Raw genomic sequence first — 15,815 nt, forward strand, 5'->3', positions numbered from 1 at the left:
GGGGCTCCGGCGGCGCGCGGCCGCCGGACTAATGGTGTTGTTCTCTAGGCAGGGTCGGCAGCCGGCGCTCCGTCCGCGAGTTCGGCCTCCTCCGGCTCTTTCGCCGGAACGCCGTTGAAGAGAATGTTGAGCAGTGCCGCCGCAAAGGTGCCGACGAGCACGCCGCTGTGCAGGAACTTCTCGATCGCCGCCGGCAGCTGATCGAAGATGTTTTCGGCAACGACCGGCACCATGGCGAGGCCGACGCTGACGGCGACGATGTAGAGATTGCGGCGATTGGCCACGAAATCCACCTTCGACAGGATCTTCACCCCCGTCGCCGACACCATGCCGAACATCACGATTGCCGCACCGCCGACGACATAGCTCGGGATCGATGCGCTGACGAAGGCAACCTTCGGCAGCGAGCCGAGCAGGATCAGGATGGCGCCGCCCGCTGCCACCACGAAGCGGCTGAGCACGCCGGTGATCTGCAGCAGTCCGACGTTCTGCGCATAGGTCGTATAGGTGAAGGTGTTGAGCAGGCCGCCGATGATGTTACCGACACCGTCGGTTCTCAAACCCCGGGTCAGTTCTGCCTCGGTGATCTTGCGTCCGGCCATGTCGCCGACAGCCAGGAACTGGCCGGTCGATTCGATCATCATGACCGTCATGACCGCACAGAGCGACAGGATCGACCAGAACTCGAAGATCGGCCATCCGAAGGCGAGCGGGTGAATGATGCGCACCCAGTCGGCCTCGGCAACGCCGTGGAAATCCACCTTGCCGGCAGCGATCGCGACCACGAAGCCGATCCCGATCCCGATCAGGACCGCAAGATTGGCCATGAAGCCCTTGAGAACGCGGGTGAGGAGCAGGATCGACATGAGCACGATGGCAGCCACGGCGAGCGCGAACGGCGCGCCGTAGGCCGGGTTCGGGATCATGCCGTCCGGACCCTTGATCATCGGCTGGCCACCTGCCGCCCAGTTTACCCCGACGCGCATCAGCGAAAGGCCGATCACCAGCATCACCGTGCCGGTGACAACAGGCGGGAAGAACCGTACCCAGCGGCCGAAGAACGGCGCGACCAGGATCGTGAACACCCCGGAGCCGATGACCGCGCCGATGACGCCCGGCATGCCGAGATCGGGATTGGTGCCCGTCGCGATAATCGAGGGTACGGCGGTGAACGAAATCCCCATCATGATCGGCAGGCGAATGCCGATGTTCCAGATGCCGAGCGCCTGGATGAGGGTGACGATGCCACAACAGAAGAGATCCGCGCTGACGAGCATCGCAATCTGTTCCTTGGGCAATTGAAGTGCGCTGCCGACAATGAGCGGCACGGCGACCGCTCCGGCATACATGACGAGAACATGCTGTAGGCCAAGGGCCATCAAACTTGGGATCGGGTAGGTTTTTTCGACAGGATCAGTCGTATCGGATTTATGCATTCGCTTTCCTCCCAGCGAACAGCTTCCGGCGCGGTGGGAGGGCAACTTCGGCCTCATGATCTGGTCACCGCACGCCGTACAAAGCGGATCATGCGGCTGGCCAAATCAGCAAACAATCGGCACAATCATATTTATTCATATAGTAATTGAATGAATGGACCGGCATGGACATCACGCTGAAACAGCTTCGAGCCTTCGTCACCGTAGCCAATCTGGGGCAGTTCACCCTGGCCGCCGACAGGCTCGGCTCCTCGCAGTCGGCGGTGAGCACGCTGGTTCGGCAGCTGGAGCAGAATTTGAAGCTGCGTCTCTTCGACAGGCATACACGTCTTCTGCGGCTTACGCAGGCGGGCATGGACATCTTGCCGGTTGCCGCACGTGCCGTCGCCGACATCGATGGCATGGTGGAGAGCTCGCGCGAGTTGAATGCGCTGAGACGTGGCAAGGTTTCGATTGCAGCGGGCACCGTGCAGGCGGCTTTGATGCTGCCGCAGCTCGTCAACGCCTTCACCCGGCTCTACCCCGATATCACTGTCGCTCTTCATGACGTGGCGGAGATCGCCGTCCTGGAACAGGTGACCAACAGCTCGGTCGACCTCGGGATCGGAACCGTGCCGGAGGACGATACCGAATTGATGGGTACCCGGCTGACGACCGACGAATTCCTCATCGTCCTTCATCCGGACGACCCGCTGGTCAGGCTGCGTGAAATTCGTTGGACCGACCTGGTTGACCGCAAGCTGATCGGTCCGCACCGCGGCAATCCGATCAGGGACCGCCTCGAAAACGAGCTGGCACGCAACGGTATCGTGCTGCCCTTCGACAAGGCCATGCAGGAGGTGGCCTTGCCGCTGACGATTATCGGCATGGTCGAAGGCGGGCTCGGCGTCGCGATCATGACATCGGCGGTCACACGGCTTGCGACCTCCATGGGCCTCGTCGTGCGCACGCCGACCGAGCCGCACATCAAGCGCGAAGTCAGCCTGATCCAGAAACGCACGCGCTCCCTCTCTCCGGCCGCCCGGCGGTTTCGCGACTTCCTGCTGAAATCCGTGCACTGACGTTTCCATGGAAAGACGTCTTGTATTCAGACGCGACCTTGCGTTTGACCACGCGCATTTTCCGGCGTTATCTGGGCGCGCTGCTGGACCGCGGAACGGCGGGCAGGCAGGGCGCAGCCTTCGCTGCGCGCGGAGGGCTTTCGGCCGGCCGCCGCTCCCAGCTCAAGCCAAACCAGGAGCAACTCATGGCGCATTCCCTGAAAAGCAGCACCGAAGCGGCACGGTCGAACCGGCCCAACCTTTCCACAGATGCCATCCGCAGGCAGCACCAAGGAAGATCTGGCGGCCTGCTTCCGCATGGCGGCGCGCAACGGCTTCGAAGAGGGCATCTGCAACCATTTTTCGGCTGTCGTACCCGGCCATGACGATCTCTTCATCGTCAATCCCTACGGCTATGCCTTTCGCGAGCTGACGGCATCAAAGCTGCTGGTGTGCGATTTCAACGGCACCGTCATCGACGGTGACGGTGAGCCGGAGGCAACCGCTTTTTACATCCATGCCGAAATCCACCGCCGGCTGCCGCGCGCAAAAGTCGCCTTCCACACGCACATGCCGTATGCGACCGCCTTATCCATGACCGAGGGCGCCCCCTTGATCTGGGCCGGCCAGACTGCGCTGAAATTCTACGGACGCACCGCTGTCGACGAAAACTACAACGGCCTTGCCCTCGACCATCGGGAAGGCGCTCGCATTGCTGCTGCAGCGGGCGACGCCGATATCGTCTTCCTGAAACACCACGGCGTGCTGGTCCTGGCGCCGACAATCGCCGATGCCTGGGACGATCTCTACTATCTGGAACGGGCGGCCGAAGTGCAGGTGCTTGCGATGTCCACCGGACGGGAAGTCCTGCCCGTCGCCCCACAGATCGCTGAGGCCGCTTACCGGCAGATGCGCGAGGGTGACCCGGAGTCGGCACGGGCCCATCTTGCCGCCATCCGCCGGCAACTCGACGCCGAGGAACCGCAATACAGGCACTGAATGCAAACCAGGGCCGAGGCCAAAAGCCGATCGCATCGGCCCGTTTCAGATTGCCGGTCAACCAGTTGATCAGGCGTCTCTTTCCATGACGTTGGCCATGCTCGATCGGTGCCTGGCGATCGACAATTAATACGATCCATTTATCAAATAATTGAAATAATGAATTTGTTTGAATTAAAAGCGCGTGCTTAGTTTCCCGCCATAACAACAAGGTGGGGACGACATGGTACGTGAAAATCCAGCTGCGTTGCTCGCAAGACTGATCCCCGGTCAGTCCTTCGCCCTCACGGGCGGCACCGTCATAAACGATGACGGCTCGCAGTCGGCAAGCGACATTATCGTCGGCGCCGACGGGCGCATCACGGTCGTCGAGCCCTTTCTCGACACCGGTTCGTGCGGCGCCTGCATAGACATTTCCGGCATGCTCGTTTCGCCGGGCTTCGTCGACGCGCACCAGCATCTCGACAAGACGGGGGTGCTGCGGTTTACGCCAAATCCCTCCGGCACGCTCCAGGGCGCCCGCGAAGCCTTTGGGAAATACGCCCGCACCGCCGGCCCCGACGACATTCACAAGCGCGCGACGCGCACAATCGGGCGATGTCTTTCGCGCGGCACGACCGCGATCCGCAGCCACATCAACGTCGACAAGGATGCCGGTTTCCATGGCATCGAGACGCTGGCCGCCATTCGCGATGCCGAAAAGCACCGCATCACGCTTCAGCTCGTCGCCTTCATGACGCCGCATCCGGGCCAAGACTTCGAGTGGCTCGGCAACAACATCGACGGCGCCGTTGCGCTCGCCGATGCCGTCGGCGGAACGCCCGCCGTTTCCGAGGACCCGCCGCGCTACCTCGACATCCTGTTTTCGGCCGCTGTGAAATCCGGCAAGCCTATCGACCTGCACCTCGACGAACACCTCAATGCCGGCGTGCATCTCATCGACGCCGCACTCGAACGCGTCGAGCGCTTCGGTATGCAGGGGCGCACCGTCTTCAGCCACGTCTCGGTGTTGAGCGCCTTGCCGCGCCGGGAGTTCCAGCGGATAGCCGAGCGCCTGGACAAACTGAATGTCGGCGTGGTGACACTGCCGGCCGCAAATCTCTATCTACAGGGCCGCGACTACGAGATGCTGCCGCCACGCGGGTTGACGCGTGTCGCCGAACTCCATCGCGCCGGCATCACCATCGCCACCGCCTCGGACAATATCCAGGATCCGTTCGTTCCGACCGGCTCGGGCGACATGCTGGAAATCGCCCGCTGGACACTGCTTGCAGGCCATCTGCGCGGGGACGAGCTCTCAGCCGCGCACAGCATGATCACGACGGCCCCTGCCCGACTGATGGGGCTTGGCAAGGACTACGGTTTCAGACCCGGCGCGCGCGCCGACTTCGTCATTACCGACTGCATCGATACCGACACGTTGGTTGCTGGCGGGCCGGATCGGGCTTCCGTCTTTTCGAACGGGCGCCTGGTCTCGCAGAGCACTACTGAAAACATCCGCCTGAAGGAGAACGCATAAAGGGGAACGGCTGCTCCGGGGGGATTGGGACTGCAATCTAATGGGAGGAATGAAATGATAACTGAAATTTCACGTCGTTTGCTGCTTGCGTCCACTCTCGGAATGGCCCTGACCGGAATACTCTGGCAGGACCTCGCGCACGCCGAAGACTTCAAGATGGGCCTTCTCGTGCCCGGCAGCGTTTCCGAAGAAGGATGGAACCGGATCGGCTACAACGCGCTCAAGGGCGTTGAGCAACAGCTTGGCGCCAAGATCAGCTATGTCGAGCTGCAGCAGAACCCGGCCTCCTTCGAAAAGGCGTTTCGAGATTATGCGAGCCAGGGCTACAAGGTCATCCTTGGCCACGGTTTTGAGTTCCAGGACGCCGCGCGCGATGTCGCGCTCGATTATCCGGACACCTATTTCCTGATCTCGTCGAGCGCGATCCACGAAGGCAACGTTATCGGGCTCAATACCGATACCAGCCAGCCCTTTTACCTGATGGGTGTGATCGCTGCGAAAATGGGCGGTAAGGCCGGCCTTGTCGGCGGCATGGAAATCCCGCCGATCCAGCAGGCATTCGCCGGCTTCAAGAACGGCGCAAAAAGCATCAATCCGGACTTCCCGATCAGCGAAGCCTATATCGGCAACTTCACCGATACGACCGCCGCCAAGGAAGCGGCGCTCAGCATGATCTCGCAAGGCGCTGACTTCGTCGTACCGAACGCTTCCGGCGCCACCGTCGGCGGCTACCAGGCGATTGCCGAATCCGGCCCGGACGTGCGCTCCTTCTCGATCTTCAGCGACTTTACCGAGGTTGCGCCCAACAACATTCTCGGGCTCTACGTCGCCGACTATGCTCAAGGCGTGGTCGAAGTGGTTCGCGCGATCAAGGAAGGCCAACCGCCCACGGAGAACGTGGTTTTCGGCCTGAAGGACCCGAAGGTCATCTCGTTTACCTTCCGCGACGACGGTCCGGTCTCCGTGCCGGAGGATATCCGCGCCGAGGTCAAGGCAATCAGCGCCAAGATCGCCGCCGGCGAGATCAAGACCGGCGCAGAATAGCTGCCTCCATGCTGCGGCGGGATATCCAGCCGCAGCCACTTCCCGCATCACACCAATGGACACACCCATGGCTGAGATAAACCAGGGAGTGCGTGAGACCGTGAATTCTCAAGCAGCCCAAGCTTTCTACAGGACACTCTCGCAGGCTGCGATCAGCGCCCTGACACCCATCGCGGCAGTTCTCGTCGCACTCGCCTTCGGCGCCGTGCTGCTCTGGCTCAACGGCTTCAACGGCAGCGACGTCGTCACCGTCATGGTCTTCGGCTCGTTCCAGGACATACGCTCGGTCGGAGAAATTCTCCTGAAGGCGACGCCGCTGATCCTGATCGGTGCAGGGCTGTGCGTCGCGTTTCGCTGCTCGATCTGGAACATCGGCGCCGAAGGCCAGCTCTATGTCGGCGCAATCGCCGCAACCCTTGTCGGCACCAGCATCGACGGCCTATCCGTCTGGGTGCATGCGCCGCTTGTGATGTTGGCGGGGGCGCTTGCGGGCGCCGCCTGGGCTGGCATAGCCGGCTATCTGAAGGTGCGCTTTCAGGCAAGCGAGATCGTCACCACCATCATGCTCAACTACATCGCCCTCATCCTCACGAGCTATCTCGTCACCGGTCCGATGCGCGATGCGAGTGCCGCCTATCCGCAATCGGCAAGGCTGGTGCGCGAAGCCTGGACGCCACGCCTGGTAACCGACCTTAGGCTTCACATCGGCATCCTCGTTGCGGTGGTTCTGGCGGTTGCGCTGTACATCTTCCTGCGAAGAAGCAGCCGCGGCTTTGCGCTGCGCGTCGTCGGTCTCAACCCGCATGCCGCCCGCTATGCCGGCATGAACGTCGCCAGGAACGTCATGATCGCGATGTGCATCAGCGGCGCGATGGCAGGCCTTGCCGGCGCCTTCGAGGTGGCGGGCGTCACACGTCGGCTCTACCAGAACATTTCGCCGGGTTATGGTTTCGAGGGCATCGCGGTGGCGCTCTTGGCCGGCAACAATCCGTTGGCGGCAATCCTGTCGGGCGGGCTTTTTGCGACGCTTCGCTCCGGCTCGGAAGTCCTCCAGATCACCTCACAGGTCCCGCAGGTCCTGGTGTTGGTCATTCAGGGCATCGTCATCCTCTCGGTCGTCGCCTTCGCAAAGCTGCGCGACATCCTCAGGACTGTGGCTTGAAAGCATGGAAACTCCCGCGTCGCCGTAGACCGCCCGCGGGAAAACAAAACTTTGGCGATATTCCTGGAGGGTCGAACCCATGGACGACATGATTTCTCTCACCTTTCTCGCAGCGCTCGTCGGCGCCGCCTGGAGGCTTGCCACCCCCCTGATCTTCGCCTCGATCGGCGAGGTCTTTTCCGAGCGCGCAGGCGTGCTCAACATCGGGCTCGAAGGCACGATGCTCGTCGGCGCCTTCTGCGGCTTCGCTGCGGCCGCAGCCACCGGCAACATTCCGCTCGGGCTATTGGCCGGCGTTGCCGGCGGCATGCTGTTCGGGCTCGTCTTCGCCGTCTTCACGATCACCATCAAGGCGGACCAGATCGTGGTGGGGGCGGCCCTCAACCTGCTCGGCATGGGCCTGACGGCCTTCCTCTTTCGCACCTATTACGTTTCGACCGGCAAGGGCATCGAGATCGCCCAGCCGGTCCACATACCCTGGCTGAGCGATCTGCCCTTTCTCGGGGAGGCGTTCTTCCGTCAGAACCTGATCGTCTATTCGACCGTGCTGGTCGCCATACTCGCCACCCTGATGCTTTACCGCACCTCCTTCGGCCTGACGCTTCGCGCCGTCGGCGAGCACCCGAAGGCCGTCGACGTCGCCGGTCGCAGTGTCGTCGGCTACCGCTATGCCGCCGTTCTCGTCGGTACAGGGCTTGCAGGGCTCGGTGGCGCGTTCCTCACGCTTGGCCATGCCAACCAGTTCGTCGAAGGCATCACCTCCGGCCGCGGCTTCATCGCCCTTGCCGTCGTGGTCTTTGCCCGCTGGTCGCCGATCGGCGCCTTCTTCGTCTCGCTGCTCTTCGGCCTCTTTTACGCCCTGCAGCTCATGCTCCAGGCGCAGGCATCGATCGTCGTGCCCTACCAAGTGCTGCAGGCGCTTCCCTACATCATGACGATCGTCACGCTCGTCGCCTTCCGCGGCAAGGGTGCCGCACCCAGCAAGCTTGGCCAGCCCTACGAGATGAGGTGATCGACATGTCGGCAAAACCGTTCCTGCGCATCGACAATATCCGCAAACGTTTCGGCCCTATCATCGCCAGCGACGGCGTTTCGCTCGAAATCGAGGAAGGCGAGATCCATTCGCTGCTCGGCGAAAACGGCGCCGGCAAGAGCGTGCTGATGAGCATGATCTGCGGCATGGTCCGGCCGGATGAAGGCGAGATCGTCTACAAGGGACAATCGGTGCGCCTTACAAGCCCACGCGACGCGATCCGCCAGCGGATCGGCATGGTGCACCAGCACTTCATGCTGGTACCGAACCTGACCGTGGCAGAAAACTACATCCTCGGCCAGGGTTCGGCGCTCAGCGTCATATCCGATATCGACAAGGTCCACCGAAAGATCCGCGCGCTTTCCGAGCGCTACGCCCTCGACGTGCGTCCCGACGCAATCGTCGAAGACCTCTCGGTCGGCGAGCAGCAGCGGGTGGAAATCCTGAAGGTGCTATTCCACGGTATCGACCTGCTCATCCTTGACGAACCGACCGCCGTTCTCACCCCGCAAGAGACCGACCGCCTCCTTTCGCTGATGGGTGATCTGGTGAAGGATGGGAAGACCGTCGTCTTCATTTCGCACAAGCTGGACGAAGTGATGCGGGTCAGCAATCGCATCAGCGTCATGCGTGACGGCCGCGTCGTCAATACGGTCAGGGTCGGGGAGACAAATGCGCGTGAGCTTGCGCGCATGATGGTCGGTCGTGAGGTGCGCATGGAGCTCCCGCGCAGCCCCAAACCGCCAGGTCGTATCGTGCTTTCGGTGGAAAACCTCACCTGCCGCGCCGAGACCGGCCTTCCGGCCGTGCGCGGCGTGAGCCTCGATGTACGCGCCGGCGAAATCGTCGGCATTGCCGGCGTATCCGGCAACGGCCAGACGGAACTATCGCTCGCGCTCTCCGGCCTGCTGCCGGTCGATTCCGGGCGCGTCGTTCTCAACGGAAACGATATAACCGGGCTCGACCCGGCAGAAATCAATGCCAGGCGTTTTTCCCACATTCCGGAAGACCGCCACAAGCACGGCATCGTCTTGCCGCTGTCGCTCAGCGAAAACACCATTCTGCAGCGTTACGACCAAAAACCGTTCGCGACGGGGGGCATGCTCAACCGCAAGGTCATCGGCGAGCACACCCGCGACCTGATCAAGCGGTTTCGCGTGAAGAGCCGGGACGAGAACCAGCCGATCGCAGCACTTTCAGGCGGCAACCAGCAAAAGCTCGTCGTCGCGCGGGAGCTGGCGCGCGATCCCGATTTCATCCTCGTCAATCAGCTCGCGCGCGGCATCGATATCGGCGCGATGGAGTTCGTGATGGAGGAGATGCTGCGCCAGCGCGACAGCGGCCGCGCCATTCTGCTGATCTCCACGGAACTCGAGGAGCTGTTTGCAATCTGCGACCGCATCGTCGTCATGTTCCACGGCGAAATCCTTGGCGAACTGCCGCCCGACCGCGCCCGTCTCGACGAACTCGGCCTGCTCATGGCCGGCAACAAAGAGCAAGCCGCACTTGCGGGGTAGACAAGCCGAGGTCTGGCAGGCTTTGATGGGAGCGATGTAACGGGAGGCCGCGCGTATATGAACATAACCCTGCGGCAACTCAGGGCCTTCATTGCTGTGGCCGAGCTCGGCCAGTTCAACATCGCCGCACGCAACCTCCATCTCACCCAGTCCGCGGTCAGCATCCTCATCCGGGATCTGGAACGGGAGATCGGCGTGCGCCTGTTCGACCGGCACACGCGCATGGTCTCCCTCACCCTGGTCGGCCAGGAATTCCTGCCCCAGGCGCGCAAGATCATGAAGGACCTCGAGCTTGCCGTTGGCGACGTGCGCGACAACGCTTCGCTGAAGCGTGGGCAAGTGACGATCGCCGCGGCGATCGTGCTTGCCGCAACGGTCGTACCGCCGATCATCGCCAGATTCCTGAACAAGTATCCGGAGATCTCCGTCAACATTCGCGACATGCCGGAAGAGCAGATAACCCCGGCGCTCAAGCGCCACGAGGTCGATATCGCCGTCGGCACCCTTTCGGAGGAAGACCCCGAAATCGCCGCCACCCCGCTGCTGCGCGACAAACTGATGCTCGTCTGCCGCGAGGATCACCGGTTTGCCAAGCGTAAATCCGTGCGCTGGGCCGAGCTCAAGGACGAAACGCTAATCACGCTTGCCGCCTCCAACCCTTTGCGCAACATCGTCGAGCACAACCTCATTCGCGTCGTGCCGAACTACCGGCCAAAGTACGAGGTACGCTTTTCGACAACGGCGATCAGCATGATTGCCGCCGGAATGGGCGTTTCGGTGCTACCGGAAAACTCCGGACAGCTCGCCTCGGCCGTCGGTGTAACGACAGTCGATCTCATTGACCCCATCGTCATGCGTGACGTCTCTTTGCTTCAACGGCGCCACCACAGCCTTTCGCCCGCCGCCGAGCATCTGAAAGCGGCCTTCATCGCCAGCGTTGCGAAACAGGTCTGAGGCCTGGGAAACGGCCGGTCGTCTCGCTGCCCAGCGCCGTCCGGGCACTTTTCTCCTACGCGCAAACGCTTGAACTCACACCAATTGCTGTGCGGGAAACCCCTTGGCAGCGCTCCGTTTCAGACATGCACGTTTGTTCGCTGAACGACGCAATGACGAAAACTGCGCGGGAATTCTGTGGTTCCCGTTCGGGCGCGCGTTTTCCCTCAGCATTATATTTCTTGAAATATAACGATAATTGGGTTTACCTGTGATGAAAGGCCCGTTCGCGGATGTGCAATGCGGACGGCCGCGTCGCGAAGTGCCAGCAACTGCCCTAGCTCCGGAACGCCCATGCCCACGTTGCCCCGTCTCAAATCCCACGGTGTCCCCCTGCCTGCCGCAGCCTTGTCCTTCGCTGCATCCCCGGATGGCCACACACCCAAGATCAGTGCCCATCGCTTGCGGACCTGGGACATTGCCTCGACATTTCATTGCTCGATCATCGGCACCTGCCTGACGGCGGGAGAATTGCGCCAGGTCCTGATCAGGACCGGACAAGACGATGTGCGCACTGCGACGGACCATACCCTGCACGGTCGAGGCGTGTGGCTTGCTGGTCAACGGGATCAGGCGGCAAAGTTGCTCAACAAGGCGCTCGACAAGCGCCACGAGAGCAGCATCAAGCGCATTCCCCGGCAGGCCGATCAAGACGAACTCCGAAACATCTGGCGCAATTCCTTCGAGCGCGGCGACATCGCCGGCCCGTATTGGGCACTGATGAGCCATCCGGGAACATCGCCAGCACTAATGCGCGAAATCTTCGGAGAAGTGCATATGCTGTCGCACCTTGTCGGCAGCGCAAGTCGGCTCGACATCGCACGGCTGACAGAGCTGGAAAGGGAACTCGAACAGGAACGCGAACGAACCGCCCGGCAGGAGACGCGTCTGAAGGCGGCCGCCGATGAGCGGATCGCCCTGCAACAGCGCCTCCGGCAATTGGAGGAGAGAGCGATCCACGCCGAAGCAATCGCCGCGTCGGTCGCACCCTTGGCGCGCATTGCAAAAAGCACGAGGGGTCTATCCGCAAGCAACGAAGCGGACGTGACGCGCAACGAGGCCTTCGCCCAGCGCCTTGCCGCGTCTGAGGAGAAATCCGATGCCCTTCAGCGGGAACTGGAGCAGATGCAGGATCTGCGTTACGCGGTCCTACGCGAAAACGAAGCCCTCGAGACGGCAATCACAGCTCAGCTCAGAGACGACGGCAGCGCGCCGCCCGCACAGCTCAGCGGCCCCGTGCTCTATGTCGGCGGCCGACGCAATCTGTTTGATCATCTTCGAGCCTACGCAAGAGTGCGCAACATCGACCTCCTCCTCCACGACGGAGGCATGGAAGACAGCACGACGCTCTTGCCCGCCCTCGTCGGGCAGGCAGCGACGATCCTCTTTCCGGTCGATCACATCAGTCACACGGCGGTGGGCCTGGTCAAACGCCTTTGCCGCGAGCAGCAAAAACAATACCTGCCGCTTCGCTCTGCCGGACTTGCCAGTTTCCTCACGGCCATCAGCGGCGCCGGCGGCGCCTATGGACGTTTCTAGCTCCGGTGGTCTGCCGACGGCCGGTTAACGAGAGAGCGTCGTTCACCGGACGATAAGGAACAACCCGCTGACGATGGCAAAGCCCAGAACGGCGATCCGAAGACCGCGGCCGCCGATGCGGCCATGCACGTGCTTTGAGACCGCACTTCCGAGCAGAACCGCCGGCGTCAGGTAGAGGGCGACGAGCAGTTGCTCTGACCCAACGCGCCCGGATATGGCCAGCACGACGAGGGACATGACCTCGCCGACGAAGAAGCAAAGGGCCACCGTTGCCCTTAGCACCGGCGCCTTGGCATGCTGGTAGAGCAGCGCAAGCGGCGGGCCGCCGATACCCGTGGCAGTTTCGGTGACGCCCGTAAACAATCCGACCCCGAGCGCACTCGGCCTGTTCGGCGTGAACGGCGGGGCTATGAGCGCGGTGACGGCTGCGACCACCGTGAACACACCGACGGCAAGATCCAGTTGTTCGATCGAAAGCGCTGCCAGCAGCCAAAGGCCAGCAAACGTTCCCGCGAAGCGTCCGATCGTGATCCAGGTCGCGCCTGACCAGTCGACATGGGCACGCTCTCGCGCTGCCACATGCAGATTGAGCGGCAGCATCAGCAAAAGCAGGGTCACCGGCAGAAGATCGGGCTTCAGCATACCGACGATCGGCGCGACGATCAGGGCGAAGCCAATGCCGAGCGCCCCTTGAATGAAGGCCGAAACGAATGTCACGGCAGCCAGAACGGCAAGAAGACCAAAACTCATCGGTATTGTCCAAGGCGGCGATGTGCTTCGGAGAGCGGATGAATGCGCTGGATCGGCGCCTCGGCAATGGCGGTCGTCGTTTCGCCTCTCACCTCTTCGAGCAGTGCCCGGGCGTCCCAATCAATCGGCCAGCCTTGCCAAAGCCGAAGCTGGCCGCTGGTAAAGACCGCGTCGATCTGATCGCGATTGCCGTAGCGGACAAGCTCCCACGTCAGATCGTGCGAGGGCGTGAACTCGGGCCGATCGAGGTCGACGAGCAGGAAGTCGGCGGCAAGACCTTCGGTGATCGAGCCGGTCACATGAGACAGGCCTGCGGCGTCTGCGGCGCCGGATGTTGCCCGGTCGAGCCACAGCCAGCCACCGCCGCAGGAAGAATCCCCCGTTGCAAGACCAAACCCCGCGCGCTGGAGGCCCTCGGCCGCGTCCATCAGACGGAACGCGTCGGCGCGGGTTCCGTCCGTTCCGAGCCCGAACCGCATGCCGAGCGCTGCCATTTGCAGGGCTGGTGCGACGGCATTCCCCTTCCACAGGGTGGCGACGGGATTGTAAGCGACAGCCGTTCCTGTCTCGCGCAAAAGATTGAGTTCATGCGGCGTGACGAGCGTCGCGTGCGCGAGGAGGACCTGAGGGCCAAGAACGCCCAGATGCGCCAGGTGCTCGATCGGTCGCAATCCTTTCGCTGCCAACGAGCGTTCGACGGCAACAAGGTGTTCGTTGACATGGGTCTGGAACACCACCCCGGACGCGGCTGCCAATTCGGAAACCGCTTTGAGCATTCCGTCAGTTGCGGCCTCCGGGATCGAAATCGCCAGCGAGGGATGGATCAGCGGGTCCTGCCTGTAGGTGGAGACGTGCTCTTCCGCCTGGCGCAGGATGACGCCGGGTTCGGCGATCTGCGCACTTCCCGAAAGATCGTTGCAGATAAAGCCGACGACGCTGCGAAGCCCCACCTCCCCTGCAGCCCGCACCAGAGCGCCGACATGACCCTTTGAGCGGGTGCCGGCATCGACGGCGGTCGTGAACCCCCCACGCAGCGCTTCCAATGCGGCAAGCTTTGCCGAGAGATAGACCATGCGCTCGTTGAGACTGCCTTCCAGCGGCACCCAGATCCGCCGGAAGATTTCCGACGGTTCTCCAAAGACGAGGGCCTTGCCAAGCGACTGGGTCAGGTGCGTATGGGTATCGACGAAACCGGGCATCAGGAGATGGTTGGGCAGGTCGATCGGAACAATCTCGGGGAAGTCCCGGGCGATCGCTTCCACGGTATCGATCCGCTGAAAGACGCCATCGCGCACGACGATGGCTTTTCCGGTGCGCGGGCCATCCGGCAGAAGAACTTGTCCTGGGCGCAGCATGAGGTCGCCGGCGGTCGATAGTTGTTGGCGGATTGCGCTCACTCGCTTGCTCCTTGAGTGGTGGATTGCAGGGGCGCCGCCGCAATTTCGGATCGTCCGGCTTGGCCCCAATGTGAAAAGATGGCGTTGACGACGACGGCGGTGATCGTGCCTGCGGCAAGTCCGTTGCCGAGGATCATCTGCGTCCATTGCGGAAACTGGCTGTAGACACCGGGCACCAGGATCGGCAGCAGACCCATCGAGAGGGCGGCCGCGAGGGTGAACATGGGGCCATGTTCGCGCAGATCGACGCGACGCAGGAGGTCGATCCCGATGACGCCAATAATCGAAAAGACGATGACTGCCGTGCCGCCGACGACGGCCTCAGGCAAAGCCGTGGCCATCCGGCCAATCGGGGCGAAGAGCGCGATGAGAACGAGGATGGCGCCCGCCATCGCGGTCACATAGCGAGACTTGACGCCGGTCGCGCGCACGATACCGACGTTCTCGCCGCTGGTGATGATCAGCGATGTGCCGAACAGGCCACCGACGAGCGACATCAGTGCATCGCCGCGGATGGTCGAAGGCACGATCGCATGGGCATCTCCCCGGCGGCCGACGATTTCAGCCGTCGCGATCGTCTGACCGGTCGCCTCCGCCATGGAAATGATCGAGAACACGATCAGCGGGATGGCTGCGACGAGGTCGAACTTCGGCATGCCGAAGGGAAATAATTGCGGAACGGCGATGACCGGCCCGGTGAACACACCCGACAGATCCATGTGGCCGATGGCGAGCGCGACGAGCGCACCACCGACCAGTCCGAGCATGACGGCGAGCCGCTGGAGCGTTCCAGAAAAGACCCGCGCGGCAGCGACTGTAAGGATCATGGTGATCAGTGCCAGTCCGACCTCGACGGGCGCTGCGAAGCCCTCGCTGCCAGGCTTTCCGGTGATGGTCACGCCATAGATGCGCACAAGATTGACGGAGACCAGCAACAGCATCGTTCCAACGACGATCGGCGGAAAGTAACGCAGCAGCCTGCGGAAGACCGGCAGCGCCAGAAAGTAAAAGAGAGCCGTTACGATGACGGCACCGACGGCTGTCTGGATGTCCGTCTGCTGGGCGATCGCCAGAAAGATGGCAATTGGCGCGCCTCCCGGCACCATCACGAAGGGCAGGCGTGCACCAAACCCCTTTGGCCCGAAACTCTGGAGCATCGAGCCAAGGCCACAGACGAAAAAGGTTGCGCTGATGAGCGAGACTGTCACCGCGTCCGAAAACCCAAGGGCCTTGCTGACAAGAAAGACGGCGGTGATGGGAGACGCGGCCATCACCAGCACGTGTTGAAGGCCAAACAGGAACAGGCTGCGAAGCGGCAGCCCCTCATCGACCGGCTCGACCACTCCATTCAATTCACTCTGCATGTTTTCCTCCTCCCGGCCTCCT

General features: G+C 62.3%; 12 protein-coding genes and 1 pseudogene. 9 read left to right on the top strand and 4 right to left on the bottom strand.

Annotated features, from left to right (window positions below):
• Positions 1-44: 44 nt before the first annotated feature.
• Complete coding sequence (locus BLU15_RS25935) at positions 45-1,436, bottom strand: nucleobase:cation symporter-2 family protein (RefSeq protein WP_060521231.1); 1,392 nt, start codon at positions 1,434-1,436, stop codon at positions 45-47.
• A gap of 164 nt (positions 1,437-1,600) precedes the next feature.
• Between BLU15_RS25935 and BLU15_RS25940 the strand changes: the two genes are divergently transcribed.
• The 9 genes and pseudogenes from BLU15_RS25940 to BLU15_RS25980 all read left to right on the top strand — a co-directional run bounded on the left by BLU15_RS25940 (position 1,601) and on the right by BLU15_RS25980 (position 12,282).
• Entirely contained in the window at positions 1,601-2,497 is an 897-nt protein-coding gene (locus tag BLU15_RS25940) for a LysR family transcriptional regulator (protein WP_034791737.1), read from the top strand.
• A gap of 185 nt (positions 2,498-2,682) precedes the next feature.
• Positions 2,683-3,475 (top strand): annotated as a pseudogene (locus BLU15_RS25945) (aldolase).
• A 223-nt stretch (positions 3,476-3,698) separates the two neighbouring features.
• Positions 3,699-4,994, top strand: a complete 1,296-nt coding sequence (locus BLU15_RS25950; RefSeq protein WP_090299344.1) for an amidohydrolase family protein — start codon at positions 3,699-3,701, stop codon at positions 4,992-4,994.
• A 54-nt stretch (positions 4,995-5,048) separates the two neighbouring features.
• Positions 5,049-6,038 (top strand): BMP family protein, encoded by a 990-nt coding sequence (locus BLU15_RS25955; protein WP_162741232.1) that lies wholly within the window; start codon positions 5,049-5,051, stop codon positions 6,036-6,038.
• Positions 6,039-6,105: 67 nt separating this feature from the next.
• Entirely contained in the window at positions 6,106-7,200 is a 1,095-nt protein-coding gene (locus tag BLU15_RS25960) for an ABC transporter permease (protein WP_090299347.1), read from the top strand.
• A 79-nt stretch (positions 7,201-7,279) separates the two neighbouring features.
• Positions 7,280-8,212, top strand: a complete 933-nt coding sequence (locus BLU15_RS25965; protein WP_090299349.1) for an ABC transporter permease — start codon at positions 7,280-7,282, stop codon at positions 8,210-8,212.
• Positions 8,213-8,217: 5 nt separating this feature from the next.
• A complete protein-coding gene (locus BLU15_RS25970; RefSeq protein ID WP_090299474.1) occupies positions 8,218-9,750 on the top strand; it encodes an ABC transporter ATP-binding protein in 1,533 nt (510 codons plus the stop codon).
• Positions 9,751-9,807: 57 nt separating this feature from the next.
• The gene (locus BLU15_RS25975; RefSeq protein ID WP_034791732.1) at positions 9,808-10,704 is read left to right on the top strand and encodes a LysR family transcriptional regulator; all 897 of its coding nucleotides are present in this window, start codon (positions 9,808-9,810) and stop codon (positions 10,702-10,704) included.
• A gap of 333 nt (positions 10,705-11,037) precedes the next feature.
• Positions 11,038-12,282 (top strand): DUF2325 domain-containing protein, encoded by a 1,245-nt coding sequence (locus tag BLU15_RS25980; protein WP_176960358.1) that lies wholly within the window; start codon positions 11,038-11,040, stop codon positions 12,280-12,282.
• A 42-nt stretch (positions 12,283-12,324) separates the two neighbouring features.
• On the opposite strand, the gene BLU15_RS25985 is transcribed toward BLU15_RS25980, so the two are convergent.
• From BLU15_RS25985 to BLU15_RS25995, 3 genes are read right to left on the bottom strand one after another with little or no spacing between them, the layout of a single operon-like run.
• Complete coding sequence (locus BLU15_RS25985; RefSeq protein ID WP_060521236.1) at positions 12,325-13,032, bottom strand: sulfite exporter TauE/SafE family protein; 708 nt, start codon at positions 13,030-13,032, stop codon at positions 12,325-12,327.
• Positions 13,029-14,429 carry an amidohydrolase gene (locus BLU15_RS25990; RefSeq protein ID WP_162728687.1) on the bottom strand — a complete coding sequence of 467 codons (1,401 nt, stop codon included), beginning with the start codon at positions 14,427-14,429 and terminating at the stop codon, positions 13,029-13,031. Before BLU15_RS25990 ends, BLU15_RS25985 begins: the two co-directional genes overlap by 4 nt.
• Positions 14,426-15,793 carry a uracil-xanthine permease family protein gene (locus tag BLU15_RS25995; protein WP_060521238.1) on the bottom strand — a complete coding sequence of 456 codons (1,368 nt, stop codon included), beginning with the start codon at positions 15,791-15,793 and terminating at the stop codon, positions 14,426-14,428. Before BLU15_RS25995 ends, BLU15_RS25990 begins: the two co-directional genes overlap by 4 nt.
• Between the last annotated feature and the right edge of the window lie 22 nt (positions 15,794-15,815).

This window comes from Ensifer sp. YR511, from assembly GCF_900103045.1.
Taxonomy (GTDB): Bacteria; Pseudomonadota; Alphaproteobacteria; order Rhizobiales; family Rhizobiaceae; genus Ensifer; species Ensifer adhaerens.